15 protein-coding genes are annotated in these 15,469 nt (G+C 42.7%); 9 read left to right on the forward strand and 6 right to left on the reverse strand.

The annotated features are described in order from the left end of the window. Positions 1-454 precede the first annotated feature (454 nt). The 3 genes from J3L18_RS28625 (at position 455) to J3L18_RS28635 (ending at position 2,877) form a co-directional block, all read left to right on the forward strand. Positions 455-1,417 carry a hypothetical protein gene (locus tag J3L18_RS28625; RefSeq protein ID WP_129570821.1) on the forward strand — a complete coding sequence of 321 codons (963 nt, stop codon included), beginning with the start codon at positions 455-457 and terminating at the stop codon, positions 1,415-1,417. 3 nt (positions 1,418-1,420) lie between these two features. Further along, positions 1,421-2,242, forward strand: a complete 822-nt coding sequence (locus tag J3L18_RS28630) for a MeeY/MeeF family manganese export membrane protein (protein WP_129570822.1) — start codon at positions 1,421-1,423, stop codon at positions 2,240-2,242. A 167-nt stretch (positions 2,243-2,409) separates the two neighbouring features. Then, entirely contained in the window at positions 2,410-2,877 is a 468-nt protein-coding gene (locus tag J3L18_RS28635) for a phosphatidylglycerophosphatase A family protein (protein WP_091171610.1), read from the forward strand. 135 nt (positions 2,878-3,012) lie between these two features. Here J3L18_RS28635 and J3L18_RS28640 read toward each other — a convergent pair whose 3' ends face one another. The 3 genes from J3L18_RS28640 to J3L18_RS28650 form a co-directional block, all read right to left on the reverse strand. Continuing rightward, positions 3,013-3,705 carry a response regulator transcription factor gene (locus J3L18_RS28640; RefSeq protein WP_091171612.1) on the reverse strand — a complete coding sequence of 231 codons (693 nt, stop codon included), beginning with the start codon at positions 3,703-3,705 and terminating at the stop codon, positions 3,013-3,015. A 128-nt stretch (positions 3,706-3,833) separates the two neighbouring features. Beyond that, entirely contained in the window at positions 3,834-5,645 is a 1,812-nt protein-coding gene (locus J3L18_RS28645) for a sensor histidine kinase (protein WP_129570823.1), read from the reverse strand. Between the two features lie 221 nt (positions 5,646-5,866). Next, a complete protein-coding gene (locus tag J3L18_RS28650) occupies positions 5,867-6,235 on the reverse strand; it encodes a DUF3127 domain-containing protein (RefSeq protein WP_091171616.1) in 369 nt (122 codons plus the stop codon). Positions 6,236-6,323: 88 nt separating this feature from the next. Here J3L18_RS28650 and J3L18_RS28655 point away from each other — a divergent pair, with 88 nt between their 5' ends. The 5 genes from J3L18_RS28655 to J3L18_RS28675 all read left to right on the forward strand — a co-directional run bounded on the left by J3L18_RS28655 (position 6,324) and on the right by J3L18_RS28675 (position 10,535). Then, positions 6,324-7,499 (forward strand): THUMP domain-containing class I SAM-dependent RNA methyltransferase, encoded by a 1,176-nt coding sequence (locus J3L18_RS28655; RefSeq protein ID WP_091171618.1) that lies wholly within the window; start codon positions 6,324-6,326, stop codon positions 7,497-7,499. Beyond that, positions 7,500-7,997, forward strand: coding sequence for a hypothetical protein (locus J3L18_RS28660; RefSeq protein ID WP_091171619.1), 498 nt, complete (start codon positions 7,500-7,502; stop codon positions 7,995-7,997). It abuts the gene before it with no gap. 250 nt (positions 7,998-8,247) lie between these two features. Continuing rightward, a complete protein-coding gene (locus J3L18_RS28665; RefSeq protein WP_091171621.1) occupies positions 8,248-8,487 on the forward strand; it encodes a helix-turn-helix domain-containing protein in 240 nt (79 codons plus the stop codon). A gap of 53 nt (positions 8,488-8,540) precedes the next feature. After that, positions 8,541-9,191, forward strand: a complete 651-nt coding sequence (locus tag J3L18_RS28670; protein WP_129570824.1) for an HD domain-containing protein — start codon at positions 8,541-8,543, stop codon at positions 9,189-9,191. 36 nt (positions 9,192-9,227) lie between these two features. Continuing rightward, positions 9,228-10,535: a carbohydrate porin gene (locus tag J3L18_RS28675; RefSeq protein ID WP_129570825.1), complete on the forward strand. Its 1,308-nt coding sequence runs from the start codon at positions 9,228-9,230 to the stop codon at positions 10,533-10,535. A 114-nt stretch (positions 10,536-10,649) separates the two neighbouring features. On the opposite strand, the gene J3L18_RS28680 is transcribed toward J3L18_RS28675, so the two are convergent. The 3 genes from J3L18_RS28680 to J3L18_RS28690 form a co-directional block, all read right to left on the reverse strand. Beyond that, complete coding sequence (locus J3L18_RS28680) at positions 10,650-11,045, reverse strand: HIT family protein (RefSeq protein WP_129570832.1); 396 nt, start codon at positions 11,043-11,045, stop codon at positions 10,650-10,652. Positions 11,046-11,171: 126 nt separating this feature from the next. Beyond that, positions 11,172-11,645: a transcription elongation factor GreA gene (greA, locus tag J3L18_RS28685; protein WP_090530524.1), complete on the reverse strand. Its 474-nt coding sequence runs from the start codon at positions 11,643-11,645 to the stop codon at positions 11,172-11,174. 353 nt (positions 11,646-11,998) lie between these two features. Further along, complete coding sequence (locus tag J3L18_RS28690) at positions 11,999-13,534, reverse strand: carboxylesterase/lipase family protein (RefSeq protein WP_129570826.1); 1,536 nt, start codon at positions 13,532-13,534, stop codon at positions 11,999-12,001. A 224-nt stretch (positions 13,535-13,758) separates the two neighbouring features. Here J3L18_RS28690 and pafA point away from each other — a divergent pair, with 224 nt between their 5' ends. Beyond that, positions 13,759-15,441 carry an alkaline phosphatase PafA gene (gene pafA, locus J3L18_RS28695; protein ID WP_129570827.1) on the forward strand — a complete coding sequence of 561 codons (1,683 nt, stop codon included), beginning with the start codon at positions 13,759-13,761 and terminating at the stop codon, positions 15,439-15,441. Positions 15,442-15,469 lie beyond the last annotated feature (28 nt).

A 15,469-nucleotide genomic window follows, 5' to 3' on the forward strand; every position in this document is an offset into this window, starting at 1 on the left:
CGCGTGGGGCGCGTTAGATTGCAGTGTAAAGCCCGGAGCGCGTAGAGAGGTTGCGGGTAGGAAAGGCGAGGACTTGCAACGAAAAGCCCGGGCCGGAGGCAACGCCATTGTCTGAATCAGAATTTACAGAATTTGATAATTGACCGAATGCTAAACCAATAAAAAATCCTTAGTTCATTTAGCTCAGGTATGATATTAAAAGAAATCCGAATTCGAAAATTCCAACTCCGAAATCAATCATAGCGTTGCCTGCGGCCGGGCTTTACGCTCATACGCCTGCAGGCATTACGCTCCCGGCCGGTATCCGCTTCAATCTAACGCAAATTTGGGTTCAATTAAAGCGGTGCCCTCTAAGGTCAATAATCCAAATACACACCCGATTCGTAACATACGCCTCAACATTCAATCTCATAATTTTGTATTTTTACATTTATAAAAGGGATATTGTACGTTGATGGATGAAAACAGGCTAAATATTTTAAATAGCTCAAACAGGATGCTCAGCAAGCTTCAACTGCTGTCGGTATTTTTTGAAGATGAACTCATTTATAAGATCTACCTGCGTACCCAGGTTATCCATAAGCTTTTTGAAACCAATCCCGAAATCGATATCAATAAGCTGGAACTTTTTCATGTGCAATTTACCACCAGTCTGGTCGACCTGCTCCGCAAGATCAAGAAGAACAACGAGAACAATGTAAGCCTTGTGCTCGACGAGATCCAGCTTACCCGGGAAATGATTGATAAGATGGATGATAATGTGCTCACCGAGCAGGATTTCAAGATAGACAGGCAACGGCAGGCGCTGAAAGTAAACCTTTCGTTGCGGAAGCTTTACCAGGTACTTTCAGATAACTCGGCTGATTATCCTTTCTCCAAAAATATCAATGCCTTCAGCCTGCGCTATGGTTCCGATTTTTTTTATAACATAACTCCCGAACTGTATAATGAACTTGTGCAGCATAACTATAATGATACCTATCATAATAACTACGCTACTATTCAGCGTAAGCTGATGGGGGTATTGTTAAAACGCGAGTTCCGTACAGAGTTTTACTGTGGATTAAAGGCCGGTAACCTGATACTGGAAGTGTATAAATTTATGGATGAAGACAGGCACTTTTTATTTTCGCCTGCCAATAATTTATTCCTATTTTGCGATGTTACAAAGCTTTCGGGCATCGAGCATAATAACAATCTGTCAAAAAGGGAAAAACTGATGCATGAGCTGCAGGACAAAATTGATAAGCTGCAAAGCGATGTAGTTACCATGAAAGCTTATATGCCTCCCGAAATAAAAAGCCTATTAGCCGAAAACTACAAAAAAATAGCCGACATCAACTTTTTACAAAGCCTGAGCGATGTGGATGTGCAGGCCAATATTTTAAAAGCAATGCTTAATACCGATATTATATAATTTATGGAGTTTTTACATTACCTGCTTGGCCCCGACCTTAAGGCCGGCCTATTGATTGTCCTAAACCTGATTGTTATTGAGAGCCTCCTCTCCGTTGATAATGCCGCCGTACTGGCTACCATGGTACTTGACCTGCCTCCGCATCAGCGTAAAAAAGCACTACGTTATGGTATTATAGGTGCATATGTTTTACGGGGTGTTTGTTTGTTTTTAGCGGCATGGCTGGTATCTGTTTGGTGGCTGAAACCACTTGGAGGCCTTTACCTGATATACCTGAGCTTCAATTATTTTAAAGGCAAACTGAAAAAGGCCGACGGCGATGCTGAAGAAGAAACGGTTGATAAAAACAAGAACTGGTTTTACCGCTCAACCGTTGGTTTGATAGGTAATTTGTGGGCAACTATAGCTTTAGTGGAGCTGATGGACCTTGCCTTCTCTATTGATAACGTTTTTGCAGCTGTTGCATTTACTGACCATAAGATGTTAATTTATATTGGCGTGTTTATCGGGATCCTGGCCATGCGATTTGTTGCCCAGGCTTTTGTAAGGCTGATGGAAAAATTCACTTTCCTGGAAACCGTAGCTTTTATCGTGATTGGCGTACTGGGCATTAAACTGGCCTCATCGTTATTCATCCACCTTTATCCTGAAGCGGGATTTTCAAAATTGATGGAAGGAGAAAGCGCTGATATTTTCACTTCGGTGTTTACGGTGGCGTTATTTATTATCCCGGTACTTACATCATTGCTGTTTAACTTCCCAAAAAGACATACTATTGAACCAGAAGTTGCAGAAGCGGCAGAGGATGTGCTGGATAAGCAGTAGGCATACATTCCTTTATTTGTCATTTCGATAGAGCCGAAGGGTGTACTTTAGCGGGTGAGGACGAAAGAGAAATCTTATACTTTACGCCATGACCGCAGGAAAGGTGTATAAGATTGCTCACTATCGTTCGAAATGACAATTTTTAATTCTTTAACGATACAAATTAAATGTTCCTAAATAAAACAATAGCTTCCATTTTTGGCATCGGTTTTTTAAAAGGCGGGGGTACTTACGCCGCCATTGTTACCTGTGGCTTTATCTGGTTATTGTGGCAAAACCCGGCTTTGCAAAATCCCTGGTACCTGTTGGCTATTACCATATTTGTTACCGCACTTGGCGTATTTGTAGGCAATAAGGTTGAACCCGACTGGGGCGAAGACAGCTCGCGTGTGGTAATTGATGAGGTTGCCGGAATGCTGATAGCTATGCTTTTTATCCCTGCTAACTTATATTTCCTTTTAGCCGGATTGGTATTGTTCCGTTTTTTTGATATTGTGAAACCGCTTGGCGTACGCAAAATGGAAGATCTTGGCGGTGGTTTGGGTGTAATGATGGATGATGTGCTGGCTGGCGTTTACTCCAATATCCTGCTTTGGATTGGATATTTTGTGTGGATGAAATTTGGAGCACATTAGTGAAAGAGCGGGTTTGTGAGATTTCCTCTTCCTAGCCCATAAATCAAATATGTGGTTACATAGCTAACTTGGTTAAGCCCCCTTGAGGCCTATATCACACAAATAATTTTTTCAACACAAAAATTAACCCTGAGTTCAGTTAATCAGCAGCTTATACCCCCGTCCGTGTACGTTGATGATCTCCACATTGGGGTCATCTTTCAGATACTTACGGATCTTGCTCAAAAATACATCCATACTCCGACCGTTAAAATAATTGTCATCATGCCAGATGTTCAGCAGGGCTTCTTCGCGGGTAAGCACCTCGTTTTTATGCACACACAACAGGCGCAGTAATTCGGCCTCTTTGGTAGATAGCTTTTGCTGGTTGTCTGTTGTCATGATCATCTGGGTTGTATAATCAAACGTATATTTCCCAATTTTAAAGGAGGTTTGTTTCTCCTCTTCCTTTTTGCCGATATTATCTGTACGTTTTAACAGCGCATTTATACGAAGCAGTAATTCCTCAATGCGGAAAGGCTTGGTGATATAATCATCTCCCCCCAAATTGAAGGCCTGGGTTTTATCTTCAATCATGCCTTTGGCAGTCGCAAAAATAATAGGCACCTGGGCATTTATCTTACGGATATCCTTACCAAGCGTAAAACCGTCCTTTTTAGGCATCATAACATCCAGTATCAGCAGGTCATATGTTTGTTTGGTAAAGGCGCGTAGGCCTTCTTCGCCATCTTTACATAAAACAACATCAAACTTACCTTTCAATTGCAGGTAGTCTTGCAGTAACAGGCCTAAATTGGCATCATCCTCAACCAGTAGTATTTTCTTCATATATTTTCCAAGTCAGGAAGATTTTTTAGTCCGGAAGTCCGAGGTCGGAAAGTCCGTAAGTCTTTATTTATTAAGTGGCTGAGCTTATATTACGGACTTTCGGACATCCCGACTTTCCGACTTAACAATTACGCCACTGCAAACTTCAGCTCAAACTCCGAGCCCTTCTCTTTTTCTGATTTCACGCTTATGGTGCCATTCAGGCGTTTTACTATGGTATTAACATAGCTTAAGCCCAGGCCAAAACCTTTAACGTTGTGCACGTTCCCGGTAGGGATGCGATAAAACTGTTCAAATATTTTTGATTGCTGGTCGCGGCTCATGCCTATACCTTTATCAGCTACTTTAATAACAATTTGCCCGTTTTTAACAAAAGTACTTATAGTTATATCAGGCGCTTCGTTGCTGTATTTAATGGCGTTATCAACCAGGTTGTATAATACGTTCGAAAAATGCAGCTCATCAGCAATGATATAGGCTTTTTCGGCATCAAGGTGCAGTGTGGTTTTAGCATTGCATTTTTGCAGTTTGAGCGCCATACTGTCAAGCACTATGGTAACCATTTCATTTACATCAACCGGTTTTTTATCCAGTTTAAAATCGTTACGCTCAATGCGGGCAATGTTTAATACGCGTTCGATATGGCTGCCTAAACGGGCGTTCTCTTCAAAAATGATGTTCGCTAAACGGGCTACCCGGTTTTTATCTTCGGCAATTTCATTATCCCTTAAAGCTTCACTGGCAATCATGATGGTTGACACCGGGGTTTTAAACTCGTGGGTCATGTTGTTGATGAAATCGATCTTCATTTCGGAGATCTTTTTCTGCCTCAATATTGAAAATATAGTATAACCGAAGCAAAGGATCAGCACCATGGTAAGGCCGCCGGTTGTAGCCATGGTAGCAGTCATATTACTTAATATCAATGAGTTTTTTTGCGGAAACGAAAGCCGGATCTTTCCGGGGTCGTTAATCACCTCTTTGGTAAAAATGGGTGTTTGGTAAGTATTTGCCGCTACAAACACAGGCAGCTTTTCGCCCTGGCTGTCGCTGGCATTTGAAAATATGAGCGAGTCGCTGTTGGCGGTTGTTACTTCGTAGCTGAAAGGCAGAAAAATGCCTTTATTATGCAGCTCAAAACGCAGTAACGAATCTATCCAGAAAGGGTTGATCCGTTTATTCAACGGTTCGCCCGATTTACGGTATTCTTCGGCCAGGTTTTCAATAACTGTGGGCTTATTGCTCAAACTGTTAGCCTTTTCAAGCGAATCGGTCTCCAGCATTTTTTTTATTTGTTGAACCTGCCGTTCCTTTTGCTTACGGGTTTGTTCCTGTACCCATAACGGATTGATACGCGGTACCGAGATCATTTGTTTGCCAAACTGGGGGTCGACGTAGACATACCTCAGGGTATCATACTTATGAAGTTTTTTAGGATGACCTACCCTGCGGGTAATACGCGTATGCACTATCTCGGGCGTAAGTTGCTCATGTACTACGCCAAACTCGTCTGTATATTCTTCTACACGTACTTTAAAATCAACCGTACCTTCTGTTTGTAGTAAGCCGTTAAGCTCATCATCCATTTTTCTGCGCTGGATCATGCGCTGCAAACTATCGCGCAGTAAAGTAATCCGTTTTTCGCGGGCAGATGAATGTTTTTTTGTTTTTGGTATTCCCGCTACTTTTATCGTGCTTATGTCCTGTTCTTCATTATCGGTGCTAATGGCAGCTTGCTGGGTTTTGGTTTTCAAAAAGTTATTCGCATCCTGGCGGGTAACCTTATCTACCACATTGTTCATAGCCTCCCTTACTTGGCGATCGAACGAATCGGACTGCATCTGGTATGATTGCCTCAGAAAATAAAATTGCATAGCCATTACGCCCAGCAACGCAAAGCTCATTAAGCCAATAATTAAACCTATGCTCCTTTTCTTCATTTACTAACAAACAAAATTATCCTAAATCCGCACACAAAAATTGCATTTAACAAAATTTAACAAATGTACATTCAATTTAAAACTCTGCTGCTTAATATTTTATTGTATCAATTATTGAGATGTCTGTTTAAGGCTATGGGTTATAACGGGCAGCGTATAAACAACAAAAGGCCCGTTAACAGGGCCTTTTGAAATATTTTACTTATGCTTTTCTTTATTTATTAGAATGGCAGATCGTCATCATCGGCCGATGAGCTGATATCAGCTGACGGAGCTGCATATTGCGGTGCAGCAGGCGCGTTGTTAGCAGCAGCCAGCGGGGTAACCCTCCATAACTGCAATGAGTTAAAATAGGTTTTTTTACCCATTTTATCTGTCCACGGGCGGCCTTTAAGGTTAAAAGAAACCTCTACATCGTCCCCAACTTTTACGTTATCCAGTAAATTGCAACGATCCTGTATAGCCTCAAACTTTAAATATTCAGGGTATTGAGGGTTCTCAATATATTCAAGTATAAGTTCGCGTTTTTTAAGTGAATCGGTTACTTGCTGGGTAGCCGATACTTCATGTACCTTACCTTTAACTTCCATAATTAGTCTTCAAATAATTTAAAAATGTAAAGTTAATAGTAAGAAATTAAAATAGGGGCTTTTTAATTCTTAATTTTACCGAATTAATATGCAAGTTTTCCACACCGAAAGTAAAATCATAATTACATGTAACAAAAGGCTTTCGCCTTACCTGCAAAGGGAGGTTGAAGCTTTAGGCTATGAGCCGGTCCGCGTTTTCCCTACCGGGGTTGAACTAAAAGGGACCGTTACAGATACTATTCCGCTTAATTTGAACCTGCGTTGCGCAAGCCAGATCCTGTATTCGTTAAAAACTTTTACCGCCCGCGACCCGAAAGAGCTTTACGATGAGCTGGTAACCATTGAGTGGGAAAAGTTGATTGATTTTACCGGCTATTTCTCGGTATCATCAAATGTAAATAACGAGCACATCCTTACCCCGCTGTTTGCCAATGTAAAGGTAAAGGATGCCATTGCCGACAGGATCAAATCCATTAAAGGTATCAGGCCCGATTCGGGCCCGGAGGTTAATAAAACCCTGGTACATCTTTACTGGCAGGATGACCGTGCCGAAATTTTCCTGGATACATCGGGCGAAACCCTGGCCAAGCACAGCTACCGTAAGATACCCGGCAAGGCACCAATGCTTGAGGCTTTGGCAGCATCAACCATTATGGCTACTAAATGGGATATGAAAAGCACATTCATTAACCCTATGTGCGGTTCGGGTACCCTGGCTATTGAAGCAGCATTGCTGGCTACTGATAAATCTCCGGGTTTGTTCAGGATGAATTATGGTTTTATGCACATACTGGGTTACGATGAAACCGTATTTTTTGCCGAACGCCGCAATTTAAAAGATAAAGCAAAAAAGGAAACCGGCTTTAAAATCATTGCCACCGATATCTCTGAAGACGCAGTTGACATCGCCCGTAAAAATGCCAGAACAGCCGGCGTAGAACATTTGATCGATTTTGCCGTTTGTGATTTTGAAGATACTGAGGTTCCGGCAGAAACTGGTGTAGTAATGTTTAACCCCGAATACGGTGAGCGTTTAGGCGTACACACTAAGCTGGAGATCACCTATAAGCGTATGGGCGATTTTATGAAAAAGAAATGCCTTGGGTATAATGGTTACGTTTTTACGGGTAATCCCGACCTGGCCAAAAAGATAGGCCTGAAGGCAGCCCGAAAAATTGAATTTTATAATGGTAAGCTTGATTGCCGCTTGTTTGAGTATGAATTATACCAGGGCAGCAAACGCGAACCGAAAGAAGAAAATTAAATGAAAAAGATCCTGTTATTTATAACACTTATTTTATCATCAGTACTGGTTAAAGCACAAGCGCAATTGGCATTTCCGTTTCAGGGCGGTAGTCCTATTATGAACCGCTTTTTTAAAGACAGTCTTGTTGTATCGCCCGAAATCATTAAAAAGAAAGCAAGCGGAACAGCGGTGTTTAAATTTACCGCTGATGAAAAAGGTTTGATTAAAAAAATAATTGTTTACTATGCCGATGATGCCATACTGGTAGTACCCATCATTGAGGCGCTAAAAAAATCAAATCATAAATGGATCATCCCCGATCATGAAAAACTGCATGATTTTATTTTGCCGTTTTCCATTAACTTTAATGCGCCGACAAATACAAGCAATGCTACTATAAAGGCGGCATTTGATTATTACAGCAAACGCAAGCCAATCATATCTTATAACCAGGTACCGCTTGAAACGGCTACTTTATTGCCCACGGTAATTGTTAGTTACAATTTAAGCGAGTAGTTTTTTTAATAAAAAGGAATTTGAAAGCGACAGACTTTGCGGCCTGTCGCTTTTTTTGTCTTTATTATTAATTAATATGGTTGTTAAAACCTATGTATTTATACCGGCTCTTATAAAGGGCTGTTAATTTTTAATTAAAAAAGTATAAAATATCAGCTTTTCAATTGGTTAGCCATTAAAAAAATTGAAAATTTTGAAATCCATAACCCCATTATTTTCGTTATTTATAATCGAACTAATAAGTAAATGGATGAAAGATATGCTAAATTTAAAGATCAAGGCTATAGCTGCTAACATAAGGCATACCAGGGAGGGATTAAATTACACCCAGGAATATCTTGCAGCCAAGCTGGGTATATCACAAAACGCGTATAGCAAAATTGAGTTAGGTTATACAAAAATAACAGTGGAAAGGCTTTTTCAGATCTCCGCTATTTTGGAGATTGAAGTTGCCGAACTTATCGATACAGAAAAAATAGCCGCTGCTTAACGTTTTATACACAACCCCATTGTTCTGTCTTTTGCTTAGTATCTTTGCAAAAGATGGAACATAATAAAATCATTGAAGCCACTGCAAATTTTGTGCGCAATACGCTCAGCGACGCAGAAGGTGGTCACGACTGGTGGCATATTCACCGTGTTTGGACAAACGCGAGGCTCATCAACCAAACAGAAAAAACCGATCAGCTGGTAGTTGAACTTGCTGCCCTGCTGCATGACATTGCCGATAGTAAGTTTCATAATGGCGATGAAGAGATTGGCCCGCGTACTGCCGGCAATTACCTGCAAAGTATGAATGTTGATACTGGTGTTACCGAACATGTGCAACAGATCATCAGGCATATGTCGTTCAAGGCCAGCTTTGATAAACCCTCCTTTCATTCGCCCGAACTGGCTGTAGTACAGGATGCCGACAGGCTGGATGCTATTGGCGCCATCGGTATTGCCCGTGCCTTTACCTATGGAGGCTTTAAAGGCCGCGAATTGTACAATCCCGAGATCCCGCCAAACCTTAACATGACCAGGGAAGAATATAAAAACACTACCGCACCAACTATTAATCACTTTTACGAAAAGCTATTACTACTTAAAAATAAAATGAATACGCCTGCCGGTAAGGCACTTGCCGAACAAAGGCACACATTTATGGAGCATTATTTAAAACAGTTTTTTGACGAATGTGGTTCAAGTTAACGTGAAAGCTTACTTTTGCGCCAAAATTGACAGCCCATGAAAAAACTTATACTTACTATAATACCCGTATTAATTACCGCCGTCGCTTTGGGGCAGGATACAGCTAAACGTCAGCGGTTCAACTTCCATTTCCAGCAAACAGTAATTACCCAATACAAACCATCGTTTCATGCCGATTATAACGGCGACAATAGTTTACTTACCAAAGAAGAAACACAAAGCTCAATTACCACTACGCTTTTTGGCGGTGCAAGGCTCTGGAAAGGCGCCGAAGCTTATTTTAATCCCGAACTTTCGGGCGGATCGGGCCTGAGCAAAACGCTGGGTGCGGCAGGTTTCCCTAATGGCGAAACTTTTCGTGTAGGCGGCGCAGAGCCGAAGATCTACATCGCCCGCTTATATTTTACCCAAAACTTTGAATGGGGCAAGGATAAAGACACCATTAGCGATGATGCCAACCAGTTAGCCGGTTTAAAAAGCAAGCGTTACTTTTCGGTTACCGTAGGTAAATTTGGTATGGCCGATTTTTATGACGGCAATGAATTTAGCCATGATCCGCGTACGCAGTTCATGAACTGGAGCTTAATGGATAACGGCGCATGGGATTATCCCGCCAATACCCGCGGGTATGTTATGGGGATCCATACCGAATTAGGGCAACCTAACTGGACTTTGCGTTTTGCCTTTACCATGTCAACCACTACCGCCAACGGAGCTATCTGGGATCAGAAAATTGGTAAGGCAAACACCCAGACCTTAGAATACGAAAAACGCTATACACTTAACGGCCAAAAAGGTACCTTCAGGATCTTAGGTTTCCGTAATAATGGCAAAATGGGAGATTATCGCCTGGCAATCGCGCAAAGCCCTGTTGCCCCCAATGTTGATACCACACAAGCTTATGGCAGGCACAAATATGGTTTCGGCATCAGCGCCGACCAATATCTGACCAAAGATTTTGGGGTATTTGCCAAAGTGAGTTATAATGATGGTAAAACCCAAACATGGTATTTTACCGAGATTGACCGTTCATTGAGTTTTGGCGGCGTACTTAAAGGTAGTTCATGGAACCGTGGCGATGACGAACTGGGCCTCGCTTTTGTAGCCAACGGCATCTCAAACGCCCATCGTGATTATCTTGCAGCCGGCGGCTACGGTTTCATCATAGGCGATGGCAAGCTTAATTACGGCACCGAATTTATTGCCGAACTTGATTATAAAATAAACGCATACCAAAAAAAGTTCTGGCTTACACCCGGTTACCAGTTTTTGCTCAACCCGGCCTATAATAAGGACAGGGGGCCGGTAAATGTCTTTTCGCTAAGGGCACATGTGGAGTTTTAAACATAAAAAGGCCTCGTCACTTATATTATGATGAGGCCTTTTTGTCTATATATAAGCTAAAAGCAGCATGAGCAAAACTAATAGCTAATAGCTTGATTAATGTTATCCAAATTGTTAACTGATTGCCTGTCTGATCTTCTCGGCGGTAGTGTTAAATTGTTCGGGGGTGAATTTTTGTTTGGGGAGCGAAAAGTTAATGCTGCTCATATCATTCATCGGTATAAGATGGATATGCGCATGGGGCACATCAAGGCCCATAACTGCTACTCCAACCCGTGGGCAGGGAACAGCCATTTTTAAACCGAGGGCTACTTTTTTGGCAAATACCTGTAAGCCTATATAAGTATCATCGTCCAAATCAAAAAGATAATCAACCTCCTTCTTTGGGATCACCAGCAGGTGACCTTCCGTAAGCGGAAAAATATCCAAAAAAGCCAGAAATTCATCGTTCTCGGCCACTTTATAAGCGGGGATCTCGCCTGCAACTATTTTTGAAAAGATGGTCATTATTGGTGAGTGGTTTGTTATGTTGATTGGATGAGTGGTTCTTTTATAGCGCAAATTATTCAGGTAAGCAGTTAATTATGACAGCTGGATAAAACCCAATCAACATAATAAACCACTCACCTAATTAAATTATCTGCTTATTTCCAGGATCTCGAATTCAATTTTACCTGCAGGTACGGTGATCTCGGTTTTTTCACCAACCTTTTTGCCAAGCAGGCCTTTAGCTATCGGCGACGCTACCGAGATTTTACCGGTTTTAAGATCGGCTTCACTCTCTGATACCAGCTGATAACTCATGGTAGCTCCGTTTTTCAGGTTCTTGATCTTTACTATCGACAATGCAAGTACCTTCGAAACGTCAAGTTTTGATTCATCAAGCAGGCGCGCATTGGCCAGTGTTTCCTGCATCTGGGCTATTTTGGCCTCATGTAAGCCCTGCGCTTCTTTAGCCGCATCGTATTCGGCATTTTCCGACAGATCGCCTTTGTCGCGTGCCTCAGCAATAGCTTTTGATATATCGGCACGGCCGGTTGTTTTTAATCTCTGTAGTTCTTCTTTTAATTTCTCTAAACCATCTTTGGTATAGTATGATACCTCTGCCATAACGCAAAAATTAATTAATATTATTACTGTTAATCAACCAAAAAAAACCGCCCTTCCCTGTTTTAAGAAAGGACGCAATGCTTATAAAAGCAAACAAGACTATGTAAGCCCTCTGCTTACATAGTCTTGCGTTTTGGTAATTAACGAAGATAAGTGATTTAAGTTTTATTATCCAAATTTTTAAGAGGGGAATTTTTTTACATTATTCCGGGTTTATACCCTTTTGTTTTTGTTTTATGGTATCCACTAACATTTCAAGCCTGGCTGTCTCATCAGTTTATTATGCGGGTGTTTAAGACTTCCCTACCTAAATGTATCTGGCAGCGTTTATTATCTGGGTCTTTATCTATGTATTACTTTCCGTTGGCCTTCTTCACCATAAAATCCAAAGCGACTTTATCCGGCAAAGGTTTTGCGCCCGGCTTCTCACCCAATATCATTATTTTATGATCAATTGTTGTATAAGCCGGCCATGCAGGTACGCCTTTCCCGTTCGGGTTACCGGTTTTAACGAAATTAACCCAGTAAGTGCTCATTGTATTGGCCAGTTGCTGATCGACAGGTTCCCATGGCCGGTTCAGGAATTTGAGGTTATCATAGGCATAAGCAACCTCGCCAGTATGGAAAGCGCCGTATTTTACAAAATCGGCAGTGGCAGGCAGGCGGCGGGTAAAACGGTAGACGTAAATTTTAGATTTCCCTTTTTCATTTTGCACATTGGCCCAGGTATAATTCTGCATCCCGAAGATCTGATCGCGGTTTATCCGGGTTTGGGAGGTCGCGGCTTCCTGGTCCGAACCCGCCGGGTATAGTTTTAAAAATGCATCAGCATCGGCACCATATTGGCTTTTTATCATCTTTTTATACTCTTCAGCAGTTTTTGGCGGACCTACAAAAGCGTCGTCTTCGTTCCAGCCGGTAAGTACAGGCACATCGTTTTGTTTATGCTCATTAAAAATATCAGCGATGGTTGCGGGTAAAACATAGCCGTCAATAACCGGGCGGCTTTGGCCTTTGCCAACCAGTTCGGCAGCGGGTTTACTCCTTAGTTCGGCAATGGTGCTTGCACCCAAGGCAGTCGCTATTTTTACACCGGCTGCTTCTGCTTCCCGCAACCCGCCTGATCCTTGCTGACTGATAAAACTGGCCCCGCTTTCGGCAATTGCACCACCGAACAACCCTTTACCTAATGGCGATGCCACCAAACAATTTACACTCATGGAACCTGCCGACTGCCCCGCTATGCTAACCTTATCCGGGTCTCCACCGAAAGCCGCGATATTCTTCTTCACCCATGTTAATGCAGCCAACTGATCCATCAAACCATAATTTCCTGAGGCATTATGCGGCGATTCCCTGGTTAATTCGGGATGGGCGAAGAAACCAAAAATCCCGACGCGGTAATTAATAACCACAAATATGATCCCTTTTTTAGCCATCGCCTCGCCATCATAAATAGGTACGCCAGCTCCACCACTTACAAATCCACCGCCATAAATATAAACCAACACAGGGCGTTTTTCTGACGGTGTTTTTGCGGCAGTCCATACATTAAGGTACAGGCAGTCTTCGCTGATGGGCTCATAGGGGATCAGGAATTCGCGCGTGTAAACACCAAAGGGGTCTGGTTTACCCTGCATTGGGCTGGCCGCAAAATCGGTGCATTTTTTAACGTCGTCCCAGGGCTTTACCGGCTGTGGTTCCTTCCAGCGTAAATCACCAACCGGTGGCGCTGCAAAGGGAATACCTTTATAAATATGCACATCGCCCGCCTGATTGGTTAAGCCTGATACTTTACCTGCATCAGTAGTAACAACATCAGGGTTTTTATTTTGAGCGACGACAGAGCAAGCCAGCAGCAAAAGCGGCAATAAAAGGATGCGTTTCATTGATTATAGGTTTAATGATTGGTTTGCTAAACTTACAAAGATTTGGGCATTTTGTAAACACGGCCCCACCCAAACCCTCCCCGGAAGAGAGGGCTTTAAAGTCTCCCCTTCCGGGGGAGATTTAGAGGTGGTTTCTGTAACAATCCTCTATATTTAACAAAAGCATCACATTGCATTTTAAATGCTTTGCTGATATTTGGCGAAATCAAAAATCTTTTTTCGCGATGAAGTTTAAACATCTGCTGCTTATTTCCCTGTCCTTCGCTACCGTTTCGGTATCGGCCCAAAAAAAGAAAACTACAACGGCTGCCCCGGCATCTGCATCAATTCCACGCCCAAAATTAGTTGTGGGTTTGGTGGTTGACCAAATGCGCTGGGATTACCTGTACCGCTATTATGACCGTTACCAAACCGGTGGTTTTAAGCGCATGCTTAATGAAGGCTTCACCTGCGAAAACACCAATATCGACTATATTCCAACGGTAACCGCTGCAGGCCATACCTGCATATATACCGGATCTATCCCCGCCATACATGGCATAGTGGGTAACGATTTCATTATCCAGGCTACGGGTAAATCCATGTATTGCACCGACGACAGCACGGTGGTAGCCGTTGGCAGCACTTCAAAAGCAGGGCAAATGTCGCCCCGCAACTTGCTGGTTAGCACAGTTACTGATGAATTGAGGCTGGCTACTAACTTTCGCTCAAAGGTTATCGGCATAGCATTAAAAGACCGCGGCGGCATCCTGCCTGCCGGTCACTCGGCCAATGCTGCTTACTGGTTTGATGATGCCAGCGGTAACTGGATCACCAGTACTTATTACATGAATGACCTGCCCGCCTGGGTTAAAACCTTCAACAATCAAAAAATTGCTGAAAAATACCTGAAGCAGGACTGGAACCCGTTATATCCTATTAATACGTATGTACAAAGCGCACCCGATAACAGCGATCGTTATGAAGGTAAATTTGCCGGTGCCGCTACACCAACCTTACCGGTCAAAACATCCGAACTTTATAAGGGCCATATTGGCATGATCCGTTCTACTCCGTTCGGCAACACCATGACGCTCGATCTGGCTAAAGCTGCTATTGAGGGCGAAAAATTGGGTAAAAATACCGTAACCGACTTTTTAGCCGTGAGCCTTTCATCAACAGATTATGTTGGCCATCAGTTTGGCCCTAACTCGGTTGAGGTTGAAGACACTTATTTAAGGCTTGACCAGGACCTGGCCGCGTTTTTTAATTATTTAGATGCAACTGTAGGTAAAGGCAATTATTCAGTTTTCCTGAGTGCTGACCATGGCGCTGCCCACAATCCTAACTTCTTGAAAGATCATAACATCCCTGCCGGTGTTTGGGATGATGGAAAAGCTGCAAAAGAAATGAACACGATGATCAGCGATAAATACAAAGTGGATAACCTGATCATCAGTATGGATAATTACCAGGTTAATTTTAATAACGCGGCCCTTGCAAAAGCAGGCGTTAGCGAAGAGGCTATAAAGTTAGACTGTATCGAATACCTGAAGAAACAACCTGGCATTGCCTATGCAATCGACCTGCAAAAAATACAGGAAGCCAATATTCCCGATGAGCTGCGCAGTATGATCATCAATGGTTATAATGCCGAGCATAGCGGTGCTATCCAGATCATCCTGAAACCGGCATGGTATACCGGCCACGGCACAAACGATCGCGGGCCAACCGGTACTACACACGGCACCTGGAATCCTTATGATTCGCATATCCCATTGGTATTTATGGGCTGGGGCATTAAGCATGGCAGCCTTACCCGCCAAACACATATGACCGATATTTCGGCTACTGTAGCATCGCTACTGCATGTCCAGGCCCCTGATGGCTGTGTAGGTAAAACTATCAGCGAAGTGCTGAAAAACTAAGTCTGAAGTCAGGAAAGCCGGAAAAGTC

Source organism: Mucilaginibacter gossypii, assembly GCF_017569325.2.
In the GTDB taxonomy this organism is placed as follows: Bacteria; Bacteroidota; Bacteroidia; order Sphingobacteriales; family Sphingobacteriaceae; genus Mucilaginibacter; species Mucilaginibacter gossypii.